This is a genomic window from Asanoa sp. NPDC049475 (assembly GCF_040676915.1).
Taxonomy (GTDB): Bacteria; Actinomycetota; Actinomycetes; order Mycobacteriales; family Micromonosporaceae; genus Asanoa.
In genome coordinates, this window is sequence record NZ_JBFAPY010000007.1 from 416,318 (window position 1) to 438,764 (window position 22,447).

The 22,447-nt window shown below is 70.6% G+C and carries 20 protein-coding genes; 6 read left to right on the forward strand and 14 right to left on the reverse strand.

Annotation, left to right across the window (positions count from 1 at the left end):
• Nucleotides 1-65: 65 nt before the first annotated feature.
• The 3 genes from AB0J88_RS29280 (at nt 66) to AB0J88_RS29290 (ending at nt 8,660) form a co-directional block, all read left to right on the forward strand.
• Nucleotides 66-3,470 carry a discoidin domain-containing protein gene (locus AB0J88_RS29280; protein WP_364349931.1) on the forward strand — a complete coding sequence of 1,135 codons (3,405 nt, stop codon included), beginning with the start codon at nt 66-68 and terminating at the stop codon, nt 3,468-3,470.
• Between the two features lie 85 nt (nt 3,471-3,555).
• The gene (locus AB0J88_RS29285) at nt 3,556-7,848 is read left to right on the forward strand and encodes a discoidin domain-containing protein (protein ID WP_364349928.1); all 4,293 of its coding nucleotides are present in this window, start codon (nt 3,556-3,558) and stop codon (nt 7,846-7,848) included.
• Nucleotides 7,849-8,033: 185 nt separating this feature from the next.
• Complete coding sequence (locus AB0J88_RS29290) at nt 8,034-8,660, forward strand: alpha/beta fold hydrolase (protein ID WP_364349925.1); 627 nt, start codon at nt 8,034-8,036, stop codon at nt 8,658-8,660.
• 89 nt (nt 8,661-8,749) lie between these two features.
• Here AB0J88_RS29290 and AB0J88_RS29295 read toward each other — a convergent pair whose 3' ends face one another.
• A complete protein-coding gene (locus tag AB0J88_RS29295) occupies nt 8,750-9,499 on the reverse strand; it encodes a crotonase/enoyl-CoA hydratase family protein (protein WP_364349922.1) in 750 nt (249 codons plus the stop codon).
• Nucleotides 9,500-9,606: 107 nt separating this feature from the next.
• On the opposite strand from AB0J88_RS29295, the gene AB0J88_RS29300 reads away from it, so the two are divergent.
• Nucleotides 9,607-10,740 carry a ScyD/ScyE family protein gene (locus AB0J88_RS29300; RefSeq protein ID WP_364349919.1) on the forward strand — a complete coding sequence of 378 codons (1,134 nt, stop codon included), beginning with the start codon at nt 9,607-9,609 and terminating at the stop codon, nt 10,738-10,740.
• Between the two features lie 60 nt (nt 10,741-10,800).
• Here AB0J88_RS29300 and AB0J88_RS29305 read toward each other — a convergent pair whose 3' ends face one another.
• Nucleotides 10,801-11,211 carry a hypothetical protein gene (locus AB0J88_RS29305; RefSeq protein ID WP_364349916.1) on the reverse strand — a complete coding sequence of 137 codons (411 nt, stop codon included), beginning with the start codon at nt 11,209-11,211 and terminating at the stop codon, nt 10,801-10,803.
• 89 nt (nt 11,212-11,300) lie between these two features.
• On the opposite strand from AB0J88_RS29305, the gene AB0J88_RS29310 reads away from it, so the two are divergent.
• Entirely contained in the window at nt 11,301-11,762 is a 462-nt protein-coding gene (locus AB0J88_RS29310; protein ID WP_364349913.1) for a DUF1707 domain-containing protein, read from the forward strand.
• Nucleotides 11,763-12,156: 394 nt separating this feature from the next.
• Here AB0J88_RS29310 and AB0J88_RS29315 read toward each other — a convergent pair whose 3' ends face one another.
• Genes AB0J88_RS29315 through AB0J88_RS29370 form a run of 12 tightly spaced genes read right to left on the reverse strand, consistent with a single transcriptional unit; the run spans nt 12,157 to nt 21,239 of the window.
• Nucleotides 12,157-13,359 carry a LysM peptidoglycan-binding domain-containing protein gene (locus AB0J88_RS29315; protein WP_364349910.1) on the reverse strand — a complete coding sequence of 401 codons (1,203 nt, stop codon included), beginning with the start codon at nt 13,357-13,359 and terminating at the stop codon, nt 12,157-12,159.
• Nucleotides 13,356-13,865, reverse strand: a complete 510-nt coding sequence (locus AB0J88_RS29320) for a hypothetical protein (protein WP_364349907.1) — start codon at nt 13,863-13,865, stop codon at nt 13,356-13,358. The genes AB0J88_RS29315 and AB0J88_RS29320 overlap by 4 nt, the downstream gene beginning before the upstream one ends.
• Complete coding sequence (locus AB0J88_RS29325) at nt 13,862-14,299, reverse strand: TadE family protein (protein ID WP_364349904.1); 438 nt, start codon at nt 14,297-14,299, stop codon at nt 13,862-13,864. The genes AB0J88_RS29320 and AB0J88_RS29325 overlap by 4 nt, the downstream gene beginning before the upstream one ends.
• Complete coding sequence (locus tag AB0J88_RS29330; protein WP_364349901.1) at nt 14,296-14,745, reverse strand: TadE/TadG family type IV pilus assembly protein; 450 nt, start codon at nt 14,743-14,745, stop codon at nt 14,296-14,298. The genes AB0J88_RS29325 and AB0J88_RS29330 overlap by 4 nt, the downstream gene beginning before the upstream one ends.
• A gap of 2 nt (nt 14,746-14,747) precedes the next feature.
• The gene (locus tag AB0J88_RS29335; RefSeq protein ID WP_364349898.1) at nt 14,748-14,975 is read right to left on the reverse strand and encodes a hypothetical protein; all 228 of its coding nucleotides are present in this window, start codon (nt 14,973-14,975) and stop codon (nt 14,748-14,750) included.
• Nucleotides 14,976-15,001: 26 nt separating this feature from the next.
• Nucleotides 15,002-15,871, reverse strand: a complete 870-nt coding sequence (locus tag AB0J88_RS29340; protein WP_364350974.1) for a type II secretion system F family protein — start codon at nt 15,869-15,871, stop codon at nt 15,002-15,004.
• Nucleotides 15,871-16,719, reverse strand: a complete 849-nt coding sequence (locus AB0J88_RS29345; protein ID WP_364350972.1) for a type II secretion system F family protein — start codon at nt 16,717-16,719, stop codon at nt 15,871-15,873. Before AB0J88_RS29345 ends, AB0J88_RS29340 begins: the two co-directional genes overlap by 1 nt.
• Before the next feature lie 50 nt (nt 16,720-16,769).
• The gene (locus AB0J88_RS29350) at nt 16,770-18,347 is read right to left on the reverse strand and encodes an ATPase, T2SS/T4P/T4SS family (protein WP_364349895.1); all 1,578 of its coding nucleotides are present in this window, start codon (nt 18,345-18,347) and stop codon (nt 16,770-16,772) included.
• On the reverse strand, nt 18,337-19,134 hold the full coding sequence (locus tag AB0J88_RS29355; RefSeq protein ID WP_364349892.1) for a ParA family protein: 798 nt from the start codon (nt 19,132-19,134) through the stop codon (nt 18,337-18,339). The genes AB0J88_RS29350 and AB0J88_RS29355 overlap by 11 nt, the downstream gene beginning before the upstream one ends.
• A gap of 1 nt (nt 19,135) precedes the next feature.
• Complete coding sequence (locus AB0J88_RS29360) at nt 19,136-19,753, reverse strand: SAF domain-containing protein (protein ID WP_364350969.1); 618 nt, start codon at nt 19,751-19,753, stop codon at nt 19,136-19,138.
• 26 nt (nt 19,754-19,779) lie between these two features.
• On the reverse strand, nt 19,780-20,700 hold the full coding sequence (locus AB0J88_RS29365) for a hypothetical protein (RefSeq protein ID WP_364349889.1): 921 nt from the start codon (nt 20,698-20,700) through the stop codon (nt 19,780-19,782).
• Complete coding sequence (locus AB0J88_RS29370; RefSeq protein ID WP_364349886.1) at nt 20,694-21,239, reverse strand: hypothetical protein; 546 nt, start codon at nt 21,237-21,239, stop codon at nt 20,694-20,696. The genes AB0J88_RS29365 and AB0J88_RS29370 overlap by 7 nt, the downstream gene beginning before the upstream one ends.
• A 469-nt stretch (nt 21,240-21,708) precedes the next feature.
• On the opposite strand from AB0J88_RS29370, the gene AB0J88_RS29375 reads away from it, so the two are divergent.
• Nucleotides 21,709-22,446, forward strand: coding sequence for an A24 family peptidase (locus tag AB0J88_RS29375; protein WP_364349883.1), 738 nt, complete (start codon nt 21,709-21,711; stop codon nt 22,444-22,446).
• Nucleotide 22,447: the final 1 nt, after the last annotated feature.

The window sequence follows — 22,447 nt, forward strand, 5'->3', positions numbered from 1 at the left end:
CGGGGGTACACGCACCAAGGGCAACACCGCACGGGGGGAACCGCCCGCCTCTCGAAAGGGAACCCATGCCCCACAAAGACGCCGCCGCTGCGCCCACAGCCGGCACCCGCCGCCGGGCGGGGCTCGCCATCCTGGCGAGCTCCGCCCTGGTCGCCACCAGCATCGCGGTGGTCACCCTGACCACCGGGACCCCGGCCGTCGCGGCCGGGCTCTCCCCGTTCGACATCGCCGGCCGGGGCGCGACCGTTCCCTTCGTCGAGCAGGAGGCGGAGGAGGTCGCGCACACCGGCACGAAGATCGGCCCGACCCGGTTCTACGGCCAGCTTCCCGCGGAGGCGTCCGGCCGCGAGGCGGTCACGCTCGACGCGGTCGGCGAGTACGTCGAGTTCACGCTCACCGCGCCCGCCAACGCCGTGACGTTCCGCTACAGCATCCCGGACGGCGCGTCGGGCCAGGGCCGGGACGCGACCATCGACCTGCGCGCCAACGGCAGCCTGCTCAAGACCGTCCCGGTCACCTCGAAGTACGGCTGGTACTACGGCGGCTACCCGTTCAACAACAACCCCGGCGACACCAACCCGCACCATTTCTACGACGAGGCGCGGGCCATGTTCGGCTCGACCCAGCCGATCGGCACCAAGATCCGGCTGCAGGTCAACTCCACCGCGCAGTCGCCGACGTTCACGATCGACCTGGCCGACTTCGAGAACGTGCCGGCCGCGATCGGCAAGCCGACGAACGCCATCGACGTGGTCGCCGACTACGGCGCTGACCCGACCGGCGCCACCGACTCCACCGCCAAGTTCCAGGCCGCCGTCAACGCCGGCCAGGCCCAGGGCCGCCCGGTGTACGTGCCGCAGGGGAACTTCACGCTCTGGGACCACGTCGTGGTCGACGGGGTGACCCTGCGCGGCGCCGGACCCTGGTACACGGTCCTCGGCGGACGGCACCCCACCGACCGCAAGCGCGCGGCGGGCATCTACGGCAAGTACGTGCCCGGCGGCGGCTACACCGGCGAGATCCGGTCGCACGAGGCCAACGGCCCGAGCCGCAACGTCACGGTCCGGGACCTGGCCATCATCGGCGACATCCGGGAGCGGATGGACGACGACCAGGTGAACGCGTTCGGCGGTGCGATGACCAACTCGGTCATCGACAACGTCTGGATGCAGCACACCAAGGTCGGCGCCTGGATGGACGGCCCGATGGACAACTTCACGATCCGCAACAGCCGGATCCTCGACCAGACCGCCGACGGGGTCAACTTCCACACCGGCGTCACGAACTCGACGGTCACCAACACGTTCCTGCGCAACACCGGCGACGACGCGCTGGCGATGTGGGCGCAGAACGTGCCGAACGTCAACAACACCTTCAGCAACAACACGATCGGCGTGACGCTGCTCGCCAACCACCTGGTCAGCTACGGCGGCCGGGACATCAAGATCATTGACAACGTGGTGGCGGACTCGCTGACCAACGGCGGTGGCATCCACGTCGCCAACCGCTATCCCGGCGTGCAGGGCGCGACCGCGGTGCACGGCACCTGGACGATCGCCCGCAACACCACGATCCGGGCCGGCAACTCCGACTACAACTGGAACTTCGGCGTCGGCGCGATCTGGTTCTCCGCACTCAACGAGGCGTTCGCCAGCGACGCGACCATCAACATCACCGACACCGACATCCTCGACAGCTCGTACGCGGCCCTGCACTGGATCGAGGGACAGACCCGAGGCATCAACTTCAACAACGTCAGGATCCAGGGCGCCGGCACGTACGCCCTCCAGGTGCAGGCGGCCAGCCAGGTCTCCTTCACCAACGTGGTGGCCACCGGCATCGCGCAGGCCAAGCCGATGCACAACTGCGTCGGGTCCGGATTCCAGATCACCCAGGGCTCCGGCAACTCCGGCTGGTACACGGCGACACCCGACTGCGGTCCCTGGCCTGCTCCACAGTGGGAGAACGGGCCGACGAACCCGCCGACCACCACACCGCCCACGCCCACCGGTCAGATCGTGGCCAGTCCCACCAGCCTCACGTTCGGCACCCAGAACCTCAACACGACCAGCGCGGCGCAGACCGTGACGTTGCGCAACAGCGGCGCCGCCAACGCCCCGGTGTCCGGCATCTCGGTCAGCCCGGCCGACTTCAGTTCGACCAACAACTGCCCGTCGACGCTGGCGCCGAACGCCACGTGCACACTGACCGTCACCTTCCGGCCGACCGCCGCCGGCAACCGGTCGGGGATGGCCTTCGTCCAGACCACCCCGGGTGACCTGGTGATCGGGCTCTCCGGCGTCGGCTTCGACCCGGCCGGCAACCTCGCGGCGGGCCGTCCGGTCACCGCGACCAGCAACAACGGCTCGTACGTCGCGACCAACACGGTCGACGGCAACGCCGCCTCCTACTGGGAGGGCAACAACGGGCAGTTCCCGCAGTCGCTGACCGTCGACCTGGGCTCTGCGCAGTCCGTCGGCCGGCTCGTGCTCAAGCTGCCGACCAACTGGGAGACCCGCACCCAGAACATCACGGTGCTGGGCTCGACCGACGGCGGCTCGTACAGCCAGATCCTGGGTGCGGCCAACTACACCTTCAACCAGGGCTCGGTGGTGACGGTCAACCTGCCCTCCGGCACCCGGCGCTACGTCCGGCTGACCTTCAACAGCAACAACGTCTGGCCCGCGGCGCAGCTCTCCGAGCTCGAGGTGTACGGCGGCGGCGGCTCGACCGGCCCGGCGTTGACGGTGACCCCGGGCGCGCTGACCTTCGCCAGCCGACAGGTCAACACGACCAGCCCGGCACAGCAGGTCAGTGTCACCAACACCGGCAACGCCACCGCGTCGATCTCGGGTGTCTCGGTCACCGGCAACTACGCGCAGACCAACAACTGCTCGTCGCTGGCGGCCGGCGCGTCCTGCACCGTCAACGTCACCTTCACCCCGACCGGCACCGGCACGCGCACCGGCACGCTGTCGATCGCGTCGAACGCACCTGGCTCGCCGCACACCGTCAGTCTCACCGGCGAGGGCACCAGCACCACGCCGCCGGTGACCAACCTGGCGCTCAACCGCTCGATCACCGAGACCAGCCACGCCGATGTCTACGGCGCCGGCAACGCGGTCGACGGCAACGCCAACAGCTACTGGGAGAGCGCCAACAACGCCTTCCCGCAGTCGGTCACCGTCGACCTGGGCAGCGCGCAGTCGGTGTCCCGGGTGGTGCTCAAGCTGCCGCCGGCCAGCGCCTGGCAGTCGCGTACCCAGACGATCGCCGTCCTGGGTTCGACCAACAACTCGTCCTTCACCACCTTGTCCGGCGCGGCCGGACGCACCTTCAACCCCGCCTCCGGCAACACCGCGACCATCACCTTCGCGGCCACGTCGCAGCGCTGGCTGCGGCTGACCTTCACCGGCAACACGGGCTGGCCCGCCGGTCAGCTCTCGGAGTTCGAGGTCTACGCCTCCTGATCGCCAGAAGGGGAGGGCCGCCCTGCCTTGGCGGCCCTCCCCGGAGCACCCCGTAAACCCTCACGGAAGAGGTGCAACCCCCATCATGACCCGTCCCCGACACCGACATGTGACCCGGCTGCTGGCCGGCGCAGTCGCCACCCTGCTCACCGGCTCCGTCCTCGCGGCGGTGTCCGGCACGCCGGCCGCCGCGGCCGGCGGACCCAACCTCGCCGCCGGCAAGCCCACCTCGGCCAGCAGCACCAACGGCGGCTTCGTCGCCGGCAACCTGACCGACGGCAACAAGGGCAGCTACTGGGAGAGCTCCGGCGCCCTGCCCCAGTGGGGCCAGGTCGACCTCGGCAGCACGATCAGCATCGACCAGGTCGTGCTCAAGCTCCCCGACGGCTGGGGACAGCGCACGCAGACGCTCTCCGTGCAGGGCAGCACCAACGGCAGCAGCTTCTCGGCCATCACGTCCTCGGCCGGCCAGGTCTTCTCGTCCGGCAACAACAACACGGTCACCATCAACTTCGGCGCGACCAACGCCCGCTACGTGCGGGTCAACATCACCGCCAACACCGGCTGGGGAGCCGCGCAGCTCTCGGAGCTCGAGGTGTACGGCGCCGCGACCTCGTCCAGCAACCTGGCGCTGAACAAGGCGACCAGCGAGAGCGGGCACTCCGACGTCTACGGCTCCGGCAACGCGGTCGACGGCAACCAGGGCACCTACTGGGAAAGCACCAACAACTCGTTCCCGGAGCACCTCCAGGTCGACCTCGGCTCCGCGGTCGCGGTCAACCGGGTCGTGCTCAAGCTGCCGACGTCGGGCTGGGGCACCCGCACCCAGACGCTGTCCGTGCAGGGCAGCACCAACGGCTCGTCGTTCAGCGACCTGTCGTCGTCGGCGGGCCGGGTGTTCGACCCCGCGAGCGGCAACACCGTGTCGATCACCTTCAACCAGGCGACCACGCGGTACGTGCGGCTGAACATCACCGCCAACACCGCGTGGCCGGCTGGGCAGATCTCCGAGTTCGAGGTCTACGGGCCTTCGGGTGGTGACACGACCGCGCCGTCGGCTCCGACGAACCTCGCGTTCACCCAGCCGGCGTCCGACCAGATCCGGCTGACCTGGAGCGCTTCGACCGACAACGTCGGCGTGACCGGCTACGACATCTACGCCAACGGCCAGCTGCGGACCAGCGTCGCCAACGTGCTGACGTACACCGACACGCAGCCGGCCAGCGCCACGGTCTCCTACTACGTGCGCGCCAAGGACGCGGCCGGCAACCAGTCCGGCAACAGCAACACGGTGACCCGCACGGGGACCTCGACCGACACCCAGGCGCCGTCCGCGCCGTCCGGGCTGGCCTACACCGAGCCCGGCTCCAACCAGATCCGGTTGACCTGGAACGCGTCGACCGACAACGTCGGCGTAACCGGCTACGACGTCTACGCCAACGGGTCGGTGCGGGGCAGCGTCGGCGCCGGTGTGCTCACCTACACCGACACGCAGGCGGCGACCGCGACGGTCTCCTACTACGTGCGCGCGAAGGACGCCGCGGGCAACGTGTCCGGCAACAGCAACACCGTCACCCGCGCCGGCAGTGGCACCGGCGGCACCAACCTCGCCGTGGGTAAGCCGATCACCGGCTCGTCGACGGTGCACACGTTCGTCGCCGCCAATGCCAACGACGACAACGCCGCCACCTACTGGGAGGGCGCGCCGGGTGCGTACCCGAGCACGCTGACCGTCTCGCTCGGCGCCAACGCCAGCCTGAGCTCGGTCGTGGTCAAGCTGCCGCCGGACAGCGCGTGGGGTCCGCGTACCCAGACGTTCTCGATCTCCGGTCGGGAGCAGAGCTCGTCGAGCTTCACCACCATCGTGGGCTCGGCGACGTACAGCTTCAGCAACTCGTCGGCCAGCAACACGGTGACCATCCCGGTCAGCGGGTCCTTCGCGGACGTCCGGCTGACGTTCACCGCCAACAGCGGCTCGTCCAACGGCCAGGTCTCCGAGTTCCAGGTGATCGGCACCCCGGCACCCAACCCGGACCTGACCGTCAGCGCCATCTCCGCCTCGCCGACCAACCCGATCGAGACCGACTCGATCACCCTGTCGGCCACGGTCCGCAACATCGGCAACGCGGGCTCCGGCGCCACCACCGTCGGGCTCTACCTCGGCACCACCAAGGTGGCCACGGCCAACGTCGGTGCTCTGTCGGCCGGCGGGCAGACCACGGTGACCGCGGGCATCGGTCCGCGCGACGCCGGCACGTACCAACTGGTCGCCAAGGTCGACGAGAGCAACACGGTGATCGAGCAGAGCGACGCCAACAACACCTTCACCGGCGGCAACCTCGTCGTCGGCCAGGTGCAGAGCTCCGACCTGGTCGCCGGCTCGGTGAGCTGGTCGCCGAACAACCCGTCGGCCGGCCAGACCGTCACCTTCTCGGTGGCGATCCGCAACCAGGGCACCATCGCCTCGGCCAGCGGGGCACACGGCATCACGTTGACCGTGCTCAACGAGTCCGGCTCGGTGGTCCGCACGCTGACCGGCTCCTACAGCGGCGCGATCGCCGCCGGCGCCACCGCACCCGCGGTCACCATGGGCACGTGGGTGGCGGCCAACGGCCGTTACACCGTGCGGGTCGTGCTGGCCGACGACGCCAACGAGCTGCCGGTCAAGCGCACCAACAACACCAGTGACCGGCCGTTCTTCTCCGGTCGCGGCGCCAACATGCCCTACGACATGTACGAGGCCGAGGACGGCACGATCGGTGGCGGCGCGCAGTCGCTGTCGCCGAACCGCACCATCGGTGACCTCGCCGGTGAGGCGTCCGGCCGGCGCGCCGTGCGACTGCCGTCCAACGGGTCGTTCGTGCAGTGGACGACGCGCAACCCCACCAACACCCTCGTGGTCCGGTTCTCGATCCCGGACTCCGCCGGCGGTGGTGGCCAGACGTCGTCGCTGAACATCTACGTCAACGGCACGCTGCACAAGGCGATCCCGCTCGACTCGCGGTACGCGTGGCTCTACGGCGCCGAGGCGAGCCCGAACAACTCGCCTGGCTCCGGCGGGCCGCGGCACATCTACGACGAGGCCAACATCATGTTGAACTCGTCGGTCCCCGCCGGCTCGGTGATCAAGCTGCAGAAGGACAGCGGCACCGAGGCGACGGTCGACTTCGTCAACCTGGAGCAGGTCTCGCCGCGGGGCAACCCCGACTCGGCCCGCTACAAGGTGCCGGCCGGCACCAGCCAGCAGCAGGTCCAGGCGGCGTTCGACGCGGCCCGCCAGGACACCACCTCGCTCGGCGTCTACCTGCCGGCGGGCACCTACGAGACGTCGAACAAGTTCCAGGTGTACGGGCGGGCGATCAAGGTCGTCGGCGCGGGCATCTGGTACACCCGGTTCCAGACGCCGCAGACCCAGCAGGACACCAACGCGGGCTTCGACGTGCAGGCGTCGGCTAGCGGCTCGTCGTTCGAGCACCTGGCCTTCTTCGGCAACTACACGTCCCGCCAGGACGGGCCGGGCAAGGTCTGGGGCGAGCTCCAGAACGTCGACAACATGACGATCGACAACGTCTGGGTCGAGCACACGATCTGCGCGTACTGGGGCGTGAGCGTGAGCGGTCTGAAGATCACCAACAGCCGTTTCCGCAACACGTTCGCCGACGCGGTCAACATGACCAACGGCAGCACCGACAACCTGATCTCCAACAACGAGGGCCGGGGCAACGGCGACGATGCGTTCGCGCTGTTCTCGGCCACCGACGCGGGCGGCGGGGCGAACACGGGCAACGTGTTCGAGAACCTGTCGGCGACGGTGACGTGGCGGGCGGCCGGTGTCGCGGTGTACGGCGGACAGAACAACACGTTCCGCAACCTCTACATCGCCGACCAGCTCACGTACTCCGGTCTGACCATCAGCTCGTTGGACTTCGGCTATCCGTTCGTCGGGTTCGGCCCGGGCGTCACGTCCTTCGACAACATCTCGCTCATCAGATCCGGTGGGCATTTCTGGGGCGCGCAGACGTTCCCGGCGATCTGGATGTTCTCGGCGTCCAAGGAGTTCCGCGCCCTGCGCATCTCCAACGTGGACATCGTCGATCCGACGTACTCCGGGATCATGTTCCAGACGAAGTACAACGGGTCCACGCCGGAGAACTCGGTGCAGGACACGGTCTTCACGAACATCTCGATCTCGGGCGCGCAGAAGAGCGGTGACGCGTTCGACGCCAAGTCCGGCTTCGGGATCTGGGTCAACGAGCTTCCCGAGCCCGGCCAGGGCCCGGCGGTCGGCTCGGCGACGTTCAACAACCTGCGGTTCAGCAACAACTTCCAGGACATCAAGAACACGACGAGCACGTTCCAACTGATCATCAACAACTGATCCATCGACCGAGTGCCCCGGGGACAACGCCGAGTCCCCGGGGCACTCCCTTTCCAGGAGGTCTCATGCGACGGGGGATGTTGGCTTGTGTCGTGGTCCTGCTTGCGCTCGCCGGTTGCGGCTCGGGTGCACCGGCGGTGGCGCCGAGCCCAACGGGTCCGGTGCCGGGCGCTTCGTGTCCGGGGATGGCCGCGGGAGTGGGAGCCAAGCCGGTGCGCTTCGGCCCGAGCGATCTCGGCGGCCTGATCGGTGGCTCGGGCACGACGGGCGTGGTACTGGCGCACCAGGCCGAGGCTGATCTGTGCCAGTGGATCCTGGGCTTCAACGAGCTGATCGGGGCGGGCTACAAGGTGCTGGCGTTCGACTTCCACGGGCACGGCTCGTCGGAGAGCAGTGAGACGGGCTTCGACGACGACGTGGTCGCGGCGGCGGCGTTGCGAGCCGACGGCGCGACTTCGCTGGTGTTGGTCGGCGCGTCGATGGGCGGCACGTTCTCGATCGCCGCAACCCCGAAGATCACACCACCGGTGGCGGCTGTCGTCTCGGTATCGGCGCCGCTGGCGTACGGAGGCGTGAGCGCCCAGGAGGCGGTGCCCCAGGTGACGGTGCCAGCGCTGTTCCTGGCGCAACAGGACGACGGCCTGTTCGGCGACGCGGCCAAGGACTTCAAAGCGGCCGCCACCGCCAGCCCGGACGCCCGACTACTGGTCACACCCGGCGCCATCCACGGGGTCCCGTTGGTCATCGAAGGCGGCGACCCAAAACTCCGCGAAGCCTTCTTCGCGTTCCTGTCGAGGTACGCGCCGGTTTGAGCCTTCGCTCTGCCGATCTGCGCGTGCGGCTTTGAGCGCTCGCTCGCTGGGCGGCGACCCCGGCTCGGCTCGCGGTGGTCGGCCGGGGCTCAGCCGTTGGCGGCAGGCGTGCCGTGGCGGCCTTCGCCGGCCACGAAGCGGGCGGCGCCCTCGGTCGCGCCCGCGGCGAGCGACTCCAGGCCGAACGCGAACTCGGCTTCCATCGTGCCGGCGTAGACCGCCCGGCGGTCGTTGCGAAGGCACTCCTGTGGGAGCCGGGCGAGCTCGGTCGCCAGGTCCTGGGCCGCGGCCAGTGCGCCGCCGGGTGGTGCCAGGCGGTTGACCAGGCCGATCTGGTGCGCCTCGGCGGCCTCCACCGGGCGGCCGGTGAGGATCAGGTCCATGGCTCGGCTCTCGCCGATCAGGCGGGGGAGCCGGACCGTGCCGCCGTCGATCAATGGCACGCCCCAGCGCCGGCAGAAGACGCCTAGGACCGCGTCGTGCGCGGCGACCCGTAGGTCGCACCAGAGGGCGAGCTCCAAGCCGCCGGCTACGGCGTACCCCTCGATCGCGGCTATGACCGGTTTGGACAGTGCCATTCGGGTCGGACCCATCGGGCCGTCGCCGTCGGGTGTCACCCGGTTGCCGCGGTCGGTGCCGATCGCGCTTAGGTCGGCGCCGGCGCAGAACGTGCCGCCTGCGCCGGTCAGGATCGCCACCGCCGCCGTGTCGTCGGCGTCGAACGCCCGGAACGCGTCGGCGAGGGCCGCGGCGGTCGGTCCGTCGACGGCGTTGCGCTTGGCCGGCCGGTCGATCAGCACGGTGATGACGGGTCCGGCGCGTTCGGTTCGCACGGTCATCCCCCCACCATCACAGACCCGCGTGGGTGACTTTCGGCGGGTCACCCACGCCCGGCCGGCCTGGCGTGCCAGCCTAATCGCGTCCTTTGTGTATATACGGGGGTTTCATGAAACTTCATCGCTTCGCCACCGTTCTCGCCGGGGCCATCGCGGCGACCATGCTCACACCGGCGCTGGCCAACGCGGCGCCGATGAACAACCGGCCGTGGGTCTCCGTCATCGCACGCGGCCTTGACAACCCGCGCGGCGTGGCGGTCGGCACCAACGGTGCCGTGCTGGTCGCGGAGGCGGGGCGAGGCGGCCGGAGCGACAAGTGCGTCGAATCGGCCGAGGGCGGCAAGGTCTGCCTCGGTTTCAGCGGCGGCATCACCGCCGTGTCGACGGGCAGGCGCGACACCTGGACTCAGCGGCGCATCGTGGGCGGTCTTCCCTCGCTCGCGGGCGCCGACGGTTCCCAGGCGATCGGGCCGCACGACGTGTCGTCGTACGGGGGCGGCGACCTCGTCACCACGATCGGGCTCGGCGGAACACCGCAGACCCGGGCCGGGCTCGGATTCGGCGGGCTGCTGCTCGGCCGCAGCGTGGTGATCAGTGCCGAGCGCGACAGGCTGAGCATCCGGAGCCTCGGTGACCACGCGGCCTTCGAGGCCCGGCGCGACCCGGACCGGCAGGGTGTGGACAGCAACCCGTACGGCGTGCTCGCCACCCGCAACGGCGTGGTGTCGACGGACGCCGGCGGCAACACCCTGCTCAGCGTCGACCGCCGGGGCCAGGTTTCGACGCTCGCGGTCTTCCAGAACAGGTTCGTGCAGGGTCCCAACGGCCAGCGGGTGCCGATGCAGGCGGTGCCGACCTCGGTCGTGCGGGGGCCGGACGGGGCGTTCTACGTCGGTCAGCTGACCGGCTTCCCGTTCCCGGTGGGCGGCGCCAACATCTACCGGGTCGTGCCGGGCGAGCGGCCGACGGTGTTCGCTCGTGGCTTCACCAACGTCGTCGACCTGGCCTTCGACCGCCAGGGTCGCCTGCTGGTACTCGAGATCGCCAAGAACGGGCTGCTCAGCGGTGACCAGGCCGGTGCGCTGATCCGGGTGGACCGGCGCGGCAACCAGGTCGAGCTCGCACCGGGCCGCCTGGTCGCTCCGGGCGGTCTGGCGGTGGGTGACGACGGTTCGTTGTACGTGTCCAACCGGTCCACCACGGCCGGCCGCGGCGAGCTGCTGCGGATCAGCACCAACAGGTAGGCTTTTCTTCCCTCCGGAGCGCCCTCGGTCCATGGTGGACCGGGGGCGCTCTTTACGTGCTCAGGCCGCGGCGAGCACGAGGATGCCGAGGGTTAGCGCTCCGGCCGCGAGGAACGCGGCGCCCACCCAGAGCAGGGCGATCAGGGCGTTGGGCTCGGTGCGACCGCGGCCCATCGAGGAGAGGAAGAAGCCGGCGGGCATCAGGATCGCGGCGATCGGGATCGCGGTGCGGGCGAGCCAACCCCAGAAACCATGGGCGCCTGCGGCATCGGCGTACGGCAGAGCCACCAGGCTCAGGATCACGAAGACGCCGGCGTGCGCGTGCCCGGCGCGGGCGAACGCCTTCTGGAAGTCGGTCAGCGGGGCGGCACCTCGAGCCACCTTGGTCAGGTAGTACCCGCCGGTCTCGATGGTCACGATCGTGATCAGGAGTACGCCGGCGATGCCCAGTGACTGAGGGGTCAGAGCCACGGTGGCCGTCCAATCTTGCCGTTGACTAGTTATCTTGACGGTGACAAGACTAGCCTGGAAGGTAGATGGTGGGAAGAGGGGGGACCGAGATGACGAAACCGCACGAGCGCGTATCGAACGCCGAACGCGAAGCGGCCGCCAAAATGCTCGCCGACGCCACCGGCGCCGGCTATCTGACCACCGAGGAGTTCGACGGGCGGGTCGCGGCAGCGTACTCGGCCGTCACCCGAGCCGACCTCGACCGGGTCGCCGCCGAGATCCCGTCCGAATGGGTACGGGGTTGGGAGAAGAACCGCCGCCGAGCGGACCGGCTGGTCGCCCAGCAGGCATCGGCCCGCAAACACCTCGCGGCGTACATCGCGGGCAGCGGCCTAATGATCACGATCTGGTTCGTGGTAGGCCTGGCCACGGGCGCGTGGTACCCATGGCCGCTCTGGCCGATTCTGGGTTGGGGCATCGGCGTCTACCACCACACGAAGCCGCTACGCCAGGCCCGCCAACTCCGCAACGAGACAGGGCAACGCCAGCTAGGCCGCGGCACAGCCTTCTGACCGCTCCGACCGAACGCGGAGACCAGCCGCGGTCCGACGTGGGCGTTGGTGGTCTTCGCTACGAGCGGATGCCCATCCGCGGTCGAGGTTGGCCGCGGGTTCCGTCGCGGGCGCGCTTTGAGCGAGTCCGCACATGCACGGCTGCCGCATGCATCGGGTCCGCCGGATCTACCGGGTAGCGGCCCGCTATCGACGTCGGTTGGCCACGCATACGGACCCGCGGGGTTGGTCTCTGCGTTGCAGTGGAGCGCGCGGCCATGCGGAGGTGGAAGCGGAGCGGTCTCTGGCGGGAGCAACGGTCGTGCCCACCGCGAACCCGAGTCCTAACAAGTTGTTGGTTGAAGGGGAGGATTTCCCGCCGCCGCCCGAACAACGGCGGGAATCCCCTCACAGGTCATTCGTCTCCGGCGCGGTGGCGGCCGCCGTCGACCGGGGTCCCGGCCGGTCGACGGCGTAGTCCGAAGACGGTGCCGACCTGTGCGCCTACGATCGCGGCGGCGGCGATCACGGCTGAGACGGCTAGTGGGCGGTTGATCTGGAGTCCTGAGTCGGTGGACTGCGGTGCGCCCGCCGCCATGTTCTGGTCCGGCGATGCCGGTGGGAGCGGCACCACTACCGGCGGGCGGGGGGCCGGCAGCACCGGCGGCACGGTGGTCACCTTCGGCGGCGCGGGCAAGGCGGGACCCGGCGCTGGCTGGCTCGGCTCTGGCTCGCTGTGCTTGGGCTGGCTCGGCGTTGGCTGGCTCGGCTTGGGCTGGGTCGGGGCCGGCTGGGTCGGCGGGGGCTTTGTCGGGTCGTGCCCGTCGTCGATGCCTGGCTGGATGACCATGCCGCTCGCATGTGGACGGTAGCCGTGGTCGATCGCCTCGTCCGGCAGCTTGAGCAGCTGGCCCGGATAGATCCGGTCCGGATTTTGGATCTTGTTCAGGCGGGCCAGTTCCGGGTAGTCGCCGAAGTCGCCCACGTACCGGTCGGCGATCGCTCCCAGATAGTCGCCCCGCTCGACCTGGTAGCGCGGCTCCTCGTCCGCGTCGCTCAGCCGATGCGCGGGGAGCAGGTGCGCGACGCCGACCGGGGACGCCGGCGTCGCGGCCGGCACCGTCGCGGCGGCCCGCTCCGGAGCGGACGCCCACGGTGTCTCGGCGACCAGCGACGACGACGCGCCCGCGGCGCGGGCCGGGACGTGCAGCACCACCGGCTGGCCCGTCGACGCGATCGCGGCCGTCGCCGGGCTTCCGATGAGGATCAGCGCCGAGCCGATCAGCGCCGCCGCCATCCGCTGCTGGCGGCGCAGCCCGGGTAGTCGGGGCGTCGGTCGGCGCACCAGTCGGAACGGCAGCTCCACCAGCACGGACATGGCGAACGTCCCCCATCCCAACCAGCCGAGCACCGCCAACGTACGCACGAAGAGCTGGCCGTCGTCGCGGCTGGTCAGCGCCGTGCCGATCTCGGCGAAGGAGGGCACGTGGTCAGGCAACGGGTTGCCCGCGAACGCGAGCAGCGCGATCGGCGCACCGCCGACCAGGGCGACCAGCAGGACGAGCGCACCCAGGCCGGTGACGATCTGCCCCACGCGGCGGGGCGTGGAAACGGTCACGGATCCTCCTCGGGAAAGGCATCGGTGGTGGTGACCAGCTCGACCGTGGCCTCCGCGCGCACCGGGTACGTGTCGTCGAAGCCGAAGAAATCGAGCATCGCCGCGTCGTACGAGATGGTGACCGTGACCTGGAGGAACTGGGTGCTCTCGTTGCCGTCGTCGTCCTCGCCCAGCGCCACTGTGCGGTCGACCACGGTCGGGTCGTCGAGGTTGTCGATGAAGGCCAGCGCGGCGGCCCGGGCGGCGGCCGGGTCGACGGCAGCCGGTGCGCCGGCGATCGCGTCCGCCACGTCGATCGCCTGGCCGCCGGCCCGCGCGGCCTCCGCCGCGATGTTGGCGGCCCGCTGGTAGGCCCGGATCCGGCCGATCCCGTCGAACGTCAGCCCGATCACGATCAGCACGCCGACCAGCGCGACCGCGATGAAGACGCTGACCCTGCCGCGGTCAGCACCGACTCCGGCGCCGGCGCCGCCCGCCGACGCCGGAGGCTCGAGGTTGCCGGTCATCCGAGGCTCCGTCCGCGGTACCAGTCCAACGGCGAGGTGTAGCGCGCGCTCACGTTGGTCGTGGTCAGGTCGAGGAACGGGAACCCGGTGAAGTCGAGCGTGCACTCCACCGTCACGGTGACCACCGGCGGCGGCCCGGCCTGCGGGCCGAAGTCGTCGTTGCCGAACGCGTCGGCCACGTCCGGCGTGATGGTGCGGTTGAGGCAGAGCACGTCGAGCTCGTCGAGGGTGTCGTTGGCCGCGTCGCGGGCCGCGGCCGCCGCCCGGTCGCCTTCTCGCTCGATCGACGCCGCCCGGGCGGCGTCGTGCGCGGCCAGGTCGACGGCGTTCTGGGCGATGGTCACCCGCCCGACGAAGGACGCCACCACCATCAGCATGATGAACGCCGGCAGCAGGATGGCCACCTCGACCGACGCCGAGCCGCGATCTCTCATGGCTGGTCCACGGTGAATCGTTCGACGGTGCCGTGCGCCGTCTGCGCGACGGGGAAGCGGACACCGGGGATGACGGACAAGGCCTGGCCGGTGACGGTGAACGCCACCTCGTCGGCCTCGGCGGGCGCGGCCTCCACCTGGGCCTCCGTGAGCCAGTCACCGGTGTGCGTCAGGAACGCGTTGCCCTTCGTGATGCCGACGCCCGGTGGTGCCTGGTAGGCCCGCTGCGCGCCGACCGCCTCCTGCGCGGCCGACAGGGCCGCGGAGCGGGCGAGGAAGATGGCCGCGATCTGGATGGCCAGGAAGAGCAACAGAATGATCAGTGGTGCGACGATGGCGAGCTCGACCGGCGATGCGCCCCGATCGGAGCTGTCCCGATCCCCGGGCACGTCCGGGCTCCGGCGCGCGGTGGCCGCGTCCGTACCCGGGATCGGTGGTAGGGCCATGCTCAGCCTTCGCCCCCGCCGGGGTTCAGCTCCTGGATGTCGCCTGACTGGTCCATGAAGTTGTTGGCCGTGGTCATCGCCCAGGCCACGACGATGCCGGCCATCAGGGCCAGGCCGACGATGATGATCGCGGTCGGCACCGGGTTGTCGCCCCGGTCCCCTTCGCCGCCGCGCAGCGTTGTGCGAAGCCGCTCCAACGCGACTACGTGCAGATAGGCGAGGTACGCCATCGGACTTTCCTCTCGAACGCCCGGGCTCAGACCCGGGTCAGGAAGGGGTAGAGAACGAAGCCCATGAGAACGAACACGAGCATCGCTCCGGGTACGTCGAGGCGGCCGGTGACCGCCTCGGCGCGACTGAGGTTGTCGGTGCGGATCTGGTCGCGCAGGGAGTCGGCCCGGGTGCGCAGCGTCTCGTGAACCTGAGCGCCCTCGGTGCCGGAGGACTGCATGATCGCGCCGACGTCGCCGAGCTCCACGACGCCGATCTCCTCGGACAGCTCGCGCAGCTCCTCCCACGGCGAGTGCATCTGCAACTGGGCCATTCGCAGAGCGGAGCGGATCCGCTCGAAGACCCAGCCGTCGCAGACCGCGGCGGCGTTCTCCAGTGCCTGCACCGGCCCGTGCGCGGCGGTCAACTGCAGTGCCACGAGGTCGAGGTAGGTGCAGACGGCCCGGGTGAACTCCCGCCTGGCGCGGTCGGCCTTGCTGAGCACGTCGCGGTGCGCGATGAACGCGGCTACGGCGGCCAGGCCGAGGCTGCCGATCACCGGGACGAAGAACGGCAGCCCGATGCCGACGAGCTGGCAGAACACGGTCAGCAGCACGGGCGCGAGCAGCCCGGCGCCGGCTGCGATCAACAGCGACAGCGCGTACTGCTCCGGCGTGCGGCCCAGCAGCGCGAGGTCCCGGGTCGGCGGGCGGAGCCAGCGGGACAGCCCGCCGAGCCAGTCGAGGTTGCGCCGGGTCTGGACCGTTGGGCCGCTCACCCCCGGCTGGTGCAACCTGCGGAGTGCGGGGGCGAGCGCGGGCGAGGCGGGCAGCGACTCGCGGATGATGACGAAGGCGCCGGCACCGATCAGCGCGCCGCCGAGCACGCCCGAGACGAACGGCAGGTTGAGGACGATCACCGGACCGCCTCCTCGAGCTTGGGCGCGGCCAGGAAGCGGGCGCTCTTGGCCGGCAGGCTCATCGTGCGGACCCAGGCGAGCAGGCCGACGAACACGGCGCCGAGCACGGCCATCACGATCTGGCCGGTCGGCGTGCCGTACGGGCTCATGTAATCGGGGTTGATCAGGCCGTAGGCCAGCACCAGCAGCACCATGCCGGTCAGGAAGCGCACCGCGAACCGGGGTTGCGTGCGCTTGGCCTCGACCTCGCGACGGGTGGCGACCTCGGCCGAGGCCGCCGACGCGATCGAGCCCAGCACGTCGCCGAGGCGCTCGCCGCGGTCCGACAGATGCAGGATCAGCGCGGCGACGACCTGGTCGGCCACCGGGTCGCCGATGTCGTCGGCGAACGCGAGCAGCGCGGTGCGGGCCTGCCAACCGGCCTGGAGACGCGCGGCGAGCAGCCGCACCTCGTCCTGGACCTGCTCGGGAACGGTCGCGACCGTGCCGACGATCGCCTGCTGGAGGCCCTGCCCGGTGCTGGAGACGTCCTTGAGGCGGCGCGTCCACTCACCGATCGCCTCGATCCGGGCCACCGCCCGTTGCTCGGCGCGGCCGACGGTGAACAGCCACGGCGTGCCCGGCACGGCCACCGCCACCAGCAGCCCCACCATCGGCAACCCCGACACCAGGAACGCGAGCGCACCCGCACCGGCCGCGCAGACGAGCAGGATCTGGTGCCGGCGGCGGTCGCGCGGGTTGTCGCTGGATCCGGTCCACAGTCGACTCAGCGCGGATCCGCGGGCGGGCCGGGCCGGCGCGGTGGTGCCGACGATGGCCACCACCGCCAGGACCGCGCCCGCCATGCAGGTGGCGCCGGCGAGCAGGGCGATCAGTTCGAGGTCGGCGGGCAGCTTCACATCGACCTCCGCTGCTGGAGCTGGGTGTGCCTCGGCCGGCGCCACGCACCGGTGCCGGCCTCGATGTAGCGGGTCAGCATCCGGGCGTCGTAACCGATCCGCATCAGCTGGTCGCGAACCCGTTCCGGCAGGTGGAGGGGGATCGCCCGGCCGTCGGCGCCCGGGCCGAACACGGTGGTGGTGGAGATGCGGTTGTGCTCGCTGACCCCGATCACCTCTTCGATGTGCGAGATGAAGCGGTGCTTGCGGCCGCCGATCGCGGTCTCGTCCTCGACCGTCACGTAGACGATCAGGTCCAGCGCGTTGCCGGCCATCCGGCGCGCCTGGTCGACGGTCATCTCCCGGCCGTGGGACAGCGCGAGCTCGATGATGCGTTCGCTCACCCCGCCGGGCGTACGCGCGTGGATCGTGCACATCGAACCGCGGCTCGTGGTCATCGCCTGGAGCATCGGCACGATCTCGCGGGACCGGACCTCGCCGACGATGATCCGCAGGACGCCCATCCGCAGCGAGACCGGGATCAGGTCGGCGATCGTCACCTCACCCGCCGGGCGGCCGTCGAAGCCGCGCTCGCCGTGGCCCTCCCGGGCTTCGAAGCTCATCACCGCGCGGTGCTTGAGCTGCCGGCGGGCGGGCAGCAGCTCGCGGCTCTCCTCCAGCAGCACGTACGGCTCGTCCGCCGGGATCTCGTTCATCAGCGCACGGATGACCGTGGTCTTCCCGGCGCCGGCCAGGCCGGCCACCATGATGTTGAGCCCGGCCCGCATCGCCGCGCGCAGGAAGTCGCGGACCAGCGGGTCGATCATCTCGTCGAGGTCGGCACGGGCGCCGGCCAGTTCGTCGAGCGTCACGTCGAGGGTGTTGTGACGGCGGATCACCGCGTACGGGCGGTGGCTGACCAGGAACACGGCCGCCAGTCGGCTGCCGTCGGGCAACTGGAGATCGAGGGTCGGCTTCGAGGTCGACAGGCTCCGCTCGGTCGAGCCGGCCCGCCGCGCCGCGGCCTGGAGGATCTCCACCATCTCGTCGTCGCTGTCGGCGATCGGGTCGCCCCAGTCGACGCCGCCGCCGTGGCGGGTGATCCGGACCTGGTCGCAGCCGAGGATGTGCACCTCTTCGATCGACTCGTCGATCAGCAGGGATTGCAGTCTTCCCAGGCCGACCAATTCGGCGGTGACCTGGTCGAGCAGGGCGCGCTCGTCTGCGGCGTGCAGCGGGGTGCCGGCGCGGCGGACCGCGTCGGCGTACGCGGCGACCACCTCGGCGGCGAGTCGCGTGCGTTCGAGGTCCTCCTCGCCCGGCGTGTAGTCGCGGCCGCGCTGCCAGCGCGTGAGCCGTTCGGAGAGCTCCCGGCGCAACTCGCGGACGAGCGCGAAGTCGACCCGGCGCCGGGTCTGCGGCAGAGGCTGGGTCTGGGACTGCGGGTGTGGCTGCGCGATCGGCGGCGGTGCCGCTTGCGGGACCTCGGGCTGTTCCGGGTGGTGGTGCCGTCCGTTGTGGGTCAGCGGCGGCACCGTGGACGTGGCGCCGCCCTCGTGACCGCGGGGGTCGTAGGCCACCGGCTCAAACCGCATGGCCCACCTCCGCGGTCGGCCAGTTCAGCCGCGCGCGGCGGCGGTCGAGGAGGCTGTGCACCGGCACCTCGAGCGCGCCGGCCGCGCGCATCAGCGGCCGGTTGGCCCGCACCGTGCCGCCGTGCGTCAACACCTCGGCGGTACGCGGATCGTCCGGCAGGTGGCCGATCACCGGCAGCTTCAACGCCTTGCTGATCTCGGCCTTCGGGTGGCCGTCGCCGACCACCAGCAGCCGCAGGTTGCCGGGCGGCACCCGGTGGTCCGTGAAGTCGCGCTCGATCGCCCGGATCGCCCCGCGTGCGGCCGAGAGGTCGGCCAGGCGGGCGCCGGTGACCACCAGCACGGTCGCCGCGGACCGCAACAGCGGCCACGGCGGGTTGCCGACCTGGATGCGTCCACAGTCGACAAGCACGTCGAACGGTGGCTGGCCGCGTTCGAGGGTCACGAAGAAGTCGGCGAACCGTTGCCACAGCGGGGTCACGCTGCCCGCCTGGGCCGCGTCGACCACGCCCGGCAGGAGCAGGCGCTCCCGCTTGGGCGCGTCGAGGTCGACGAGCTGCGACCAGAAGTGTGCCTCGAGGTTGCCGTCGCGCAACTCCGCGACGGCCACCTCACCCAGCCCGCGTCGCCCTTCCAGCGCGCCACCGAGGTAGCCCGCGAGGATCGAGCCGCCGGACGGGTCGCACTCGGCCAGGACCAGCCGGCGGTGCCAGGTCAACGTGCAGGCCAGTGCGGCGGTGGTGACGCCGGGCGCACCCTTGCCGGAGACCAGCGCGATGATCGCCACGTCACGCGCCAGGGACGAGGACGACGGCGATCCGGTCGTCGGATGCCAGCAGCACGACCGCGGCCACGTCGGTGGCCCGCAGCGCCAGGTAGACCGTCGCGTTGGCGCGGTCGAGCGCCATGTCGATGACCGTCGCGTCGTACCGCGTGATCGCCGGTGGTGCGTCCTTCTCGGGCGTGCCGACCAGGATGACCTTGTCGCCGGGTAGCAGCCGTCGGGCCGGCACCTGGTTGGCCCGCAGCCCCAGTGCCACCTGCTGCTGGCCTTCGGTGAGCAGCGGCTTGTCGGTCAGCTGCGACATGGTCAGCAACGAGCCGGGCATCAGCGTGACCGCGGCGCGCTTGCCGACGACCTGGGCCCGCCGGCTGGCCGGCACTGACGCCAGCCCGGCGCCACCAGCCACTTGCACGGTCGCCAGGTCGTCGGCGGTCAGCGTGGTGCCCTGCGGCACCGAGCGCGCGACGGCGAGGTAGTCGCCGGTTGCCTTGACCGACGTGATCGCGAACGCGGCGCCCAGGCCGCCGAGGGCGATGAGCAGCACGGCCAGGCCGAGCAGCCCGGGACGCATCCGGCGTTGCCGGATCACCTTGGGCGGAGCGATCGGTGCGGGCACCGGCATGGCGGAGTTGCGAGTCGGTGTCGCGGTCACTTGGTCACCACCTGGAGCTCGTCGATCTGGATCTGCGCTTCGTTCTCCCGGGTGACCCCTTCGATCGTCCCGTTCTGCCCACCGGCGACCCAGGTGACGGTCCAGGTGGTCGTCGCCTCGACCGTGTAGCTGCCGTTGCGCGGGCTGGCCGCCCGGTAGCCGTCGTAGCCGCAGGTCGGCGACTTGCCACCCTGTCGGACGTACGGCGTGCCGGGGTTGTCGCAGGTCACGGTCTTGCCATCGCCCATCTCGAAGACGATCTTGCCGACCGTCGCGGTCAGGGTGACCGTGACGCCGCCCTCCGACTCGCTGGCCGTCAACGGACCCCAGGTGCTGGCGTCGTCGCCGGGATCGGGGTCGGCCGGCACCCAGAGCCAGATCGGCAGCCCGACCAGGCCGGGGCCGACCGCCGGGTTGGGCGCGATGCCGATCTCCGGAGGGAGCAGGTCGAGGCTCTCCAGCGCGCGCTGGGCCAGCACGGCCGGATCGGGCGGGGCGCCGAAGCCGGGCGGAGGGTTCTCGAGCAGCACCGGCTCGCCGCCGGCCAAGCCGCCCGCGCCGCAGCTACGGGTGTACGAGGTCATGCCCTCGGGGACGCCGGCCGGCTGCGGCTCGGTCACCCGGTAGTAGCAGCCGTCCGAGCGGTTGAACCAGCCCAGCAGGTCGTCGTGGCAGGGGACTTCCTCGCCGTCGCGGATGCACGGGCCGGCACCTCCGCCGTTGCCGCCGCCACCGCCGGGCGGCCGGGTGCCGCCGTTGCCCGGCTTGCCGCCGCCTTCACCCCAGCCGTCGCAGGTGGTCTGGTTGGGTGGGCATTCGGCGCCGCCGTCGGCCGCTGCCGCTGTGCCGTTCAGAATCATCGCGAGGCCGGCGGCGAGCACGCCGATCTGGGCCACTCGGCGGGCCGCGGTCAGCATGGCTGGTCCTTGTGCGCGAGGCCCGAGTCGATCAGCCAACGGCCGTCGGGATACTGACTCGCGGTTGCCGTCGCGACGTACCGCCCGGCCGCGTGACCGGGCACCTTCTTCTTCGTCTTCGCGTCGACCATCGTGTAGCCGGTGGCGTCGATGCAGTCCTGGATCGAGACGGTCGCCGGCACGGAATCCAAGCTCACGGCGGTGACCCGTGGGTCGGAAATGAGTTTGCCGGTACGCATCGCGCCATGCTCCTTAATGTCACGAATAGTGGTCCGGACGCGGGTCAGCAGCGGATCGCCGAGGTATTTCTTCAGCTCCGGATAGTTCGGGTCGGGAATTGTCTCGGCCTTTCTCGCGGCTGCGAGATAACCGGCGTACGCGGCGAGGGCGGACTTTGTCGCCGCGACCGTTTCGGGATCGGTCGCGGTCGCCGGCGCATTCTCGAATGTGGCCGCCGATGGCGGCTCGGAACCGCAGGCGGCGAGGGCCGCCACAAGCGCGACGGCGAGCGCGGCGCTCGCCGTTCGTGGTGCGGGCACGGTGCATCCTCCCTGCGTCGCCTGGGACCGTGGGGCGAAACTGGGCGTGGTGAGCCAAGGGTCGGACGATGATCCGACCGTGTTTAACATTTATCAACTTGGATCGTCAAAGCAGCGGCGGGGTGCTTTTAGAACGGTAGTGCAACACCCGAGGGCCGAGCATAGGCTGACGATCGCCGATGCAACAGAGGCGATCTGAAATAACACGTACGGTCACGGAAGGATCAACCATGGCGGCGTTATTCGGCTGGGTGCTGCACTCGGGTGCGCACATCCCGCGCTCCTTATCATGTGACGGACAGCGTGTGCGATCCGCGCCGCGATATGCGCGAGACCGTCGGTTTGTGTCCGATTCACGGACCGGTGCTCTGTCCACCTGGCCCCCTCGGCTCGGGGTGTTGCCGCAACCCGCCGGAAGATCCATTATCGCGATCATGGCGTTACTCTCCGTGTTTATCTGGAGGGTGGCATGACGCCGGATGCCCGGGTACGCACGGCGCCGATCTGGCTACCTGCCGTGTTCGTGACGCCCCTGCTGCGGTGGTTGGCGCTGTGCCACTCGGTCGCGCCCGGCGCACCGTGGCGGCGCACGTGCCCGACGTGTGGCGCTCCGGCGGGGGTCGGTGGGCCACCGGGTGCGCTGCTGCCCACGGGCCGATGTGGTGGCTGTCGCGGTCGGGTCGGCCCGCCGGCGTTCACAGTGGAGGCGCTGACGCTGGTGGCCGTCGGGATCGGGTTGCTGCTGGTCCCGCTGCCGGCGTTGGCGGCCTATGCCTGGTGGGCGGCGTTCGCCGTGCCCCTGGTGCTCGTCGACCTTGCCGTGCACCGGTTGCCGGATCGGCTGACGTTGCCCGCGGCGGCCGGCGTCGTGCTGTTCCTCGCGGTGCCCGCCGACTTCGACCGCTGGTGGCGTGGGGTGCTCGCCGGTGTGGCGGTCGGGCTCTTCTTCTTTCTGACGACGGTGCTGCTCGGGCGGCGAGGGTTCGGCCTCGGCGACGCGAAGCTGGCGCTGAGCTGCTTCGCGCTGCTCGGGTGGTTCGGCTGGGGTTTCGTGCTGCTCGGGCTCATGGCCGGCCTGGTGGCGTCGGCGCTGGTCAGCATCGTGTTGTTGGTCGCCGGGCGGGTGCGTTGGTCGAGCCACCTGCCGTTCGGCCCGTTCCTGATCGCCGGCACGGTGGCGGCGCTTTTTGTCGTACCTCAGGCATAGC

Coding starts and splice junctions, on each gene's coding strand:
- AB0J88_RS29280 (WP_364349931.1), top strand. CDS start 66: ATGCCCCACAAAGACGCCGCCGCTGCGCCCACAGCCGGCACCCGCCGC.
- AB0J88_RS29285 (WP_364349928.1), top strand. CDS start 3,556: ATGACCCGTCCCCGACACCGACATGTGACCCGGCTGCTGGCCGGCGCA.
- AB0J88_RS29290 (WP_364349925.1), top strand. CDS start 8,034: ATGGCCGCGGGAGTGGGAGCCAAGCCGGTGCGCTTCGGCCCGAGCGAT.
- AB0J88_RS29295 (WP_364349922.1), bottom strand. CDS start 9,499: ATGACCGTGCGAACCGAACGCGCCGGACCCGTCATCACCGTGCTGATC.
- AB0J88_RS29300 (WP_364349919.1), top strand. CDS start 9,607: ATGAAACTTCATCGCTTCGCCACCGTTCTCGCCGGGGCCATCGCGGCG.
- AB0J88_RS29310 (WP_364349913.1), top strand. CDS start 11,301: ATGACGAAACCGCACGAGCGCGTATCGAACGCCGAACGCGAAGCGGCC.
- AB0J88_RS29320 (WP_364349907.1), bottom strand. CDS start 13,865: ATGACCGGCAACCTCGAGCCTCCGGCGTCGGCGGGCGGCGCCGGCGCC.
- AB0J88_RS29325 (WP_364349904.1), bottom strand. CDS start 14,299: ATGAGAGATCGCGGCTCGGCGTCGGTCGAGGTGGCCATCCTGCTGCCG.
- AB0J88_RS29330 (WP_364349901.1), bottom strand. CDS start 14,745: ATGGCCCTACCACCGATCCCGGGTACGGACGCGGCCACCGCGCGCCGG.
- AB0J88_RS29335 (WP_364349898.1), bottom strand. CDS start 14,975: ATGGCGTACCTCGCCTATCTGCACGTAGTCGCGTTGGAGCGGCTTCGC.
- AB0J88_RS29345 (WP_364350972.1), bottom strand. CDS start 16,719: ATGGCGGGCGCGGTCCTGGCGGTGGTGGCCATCGTCGGCACCACCGCG.
- AB0J88_RS29350 (WP_364349895.1), bottom strand. CDS start 18,347: ATGCGGTTTGAGCCGGTGGCCTACGACCCCCGCGGTCACGAGGGCGGC.
- AB0J88_RS29360 (WP_364350969.1), bottom strand. CDS start 19,753: ATGCCGGTGCCCGCACCGATCGCTCCGCCCAAGGTGATCCGGCAACGC.
- AB0J88_RS29365 (WP_364349889.1), bottom strand. CDS start 20,700: ATGCTGACCGCGGCCCGCCGAGTGGCCCAGATCGGCGTGCTCGCCGCC.
- AB0J88_RS29375 (WP_364349883.1), top strand. CDS start 21,709: ATGACGCCGGATGCCCGGGTACGCACGGCGCCGATCTGGCTACCTGCC.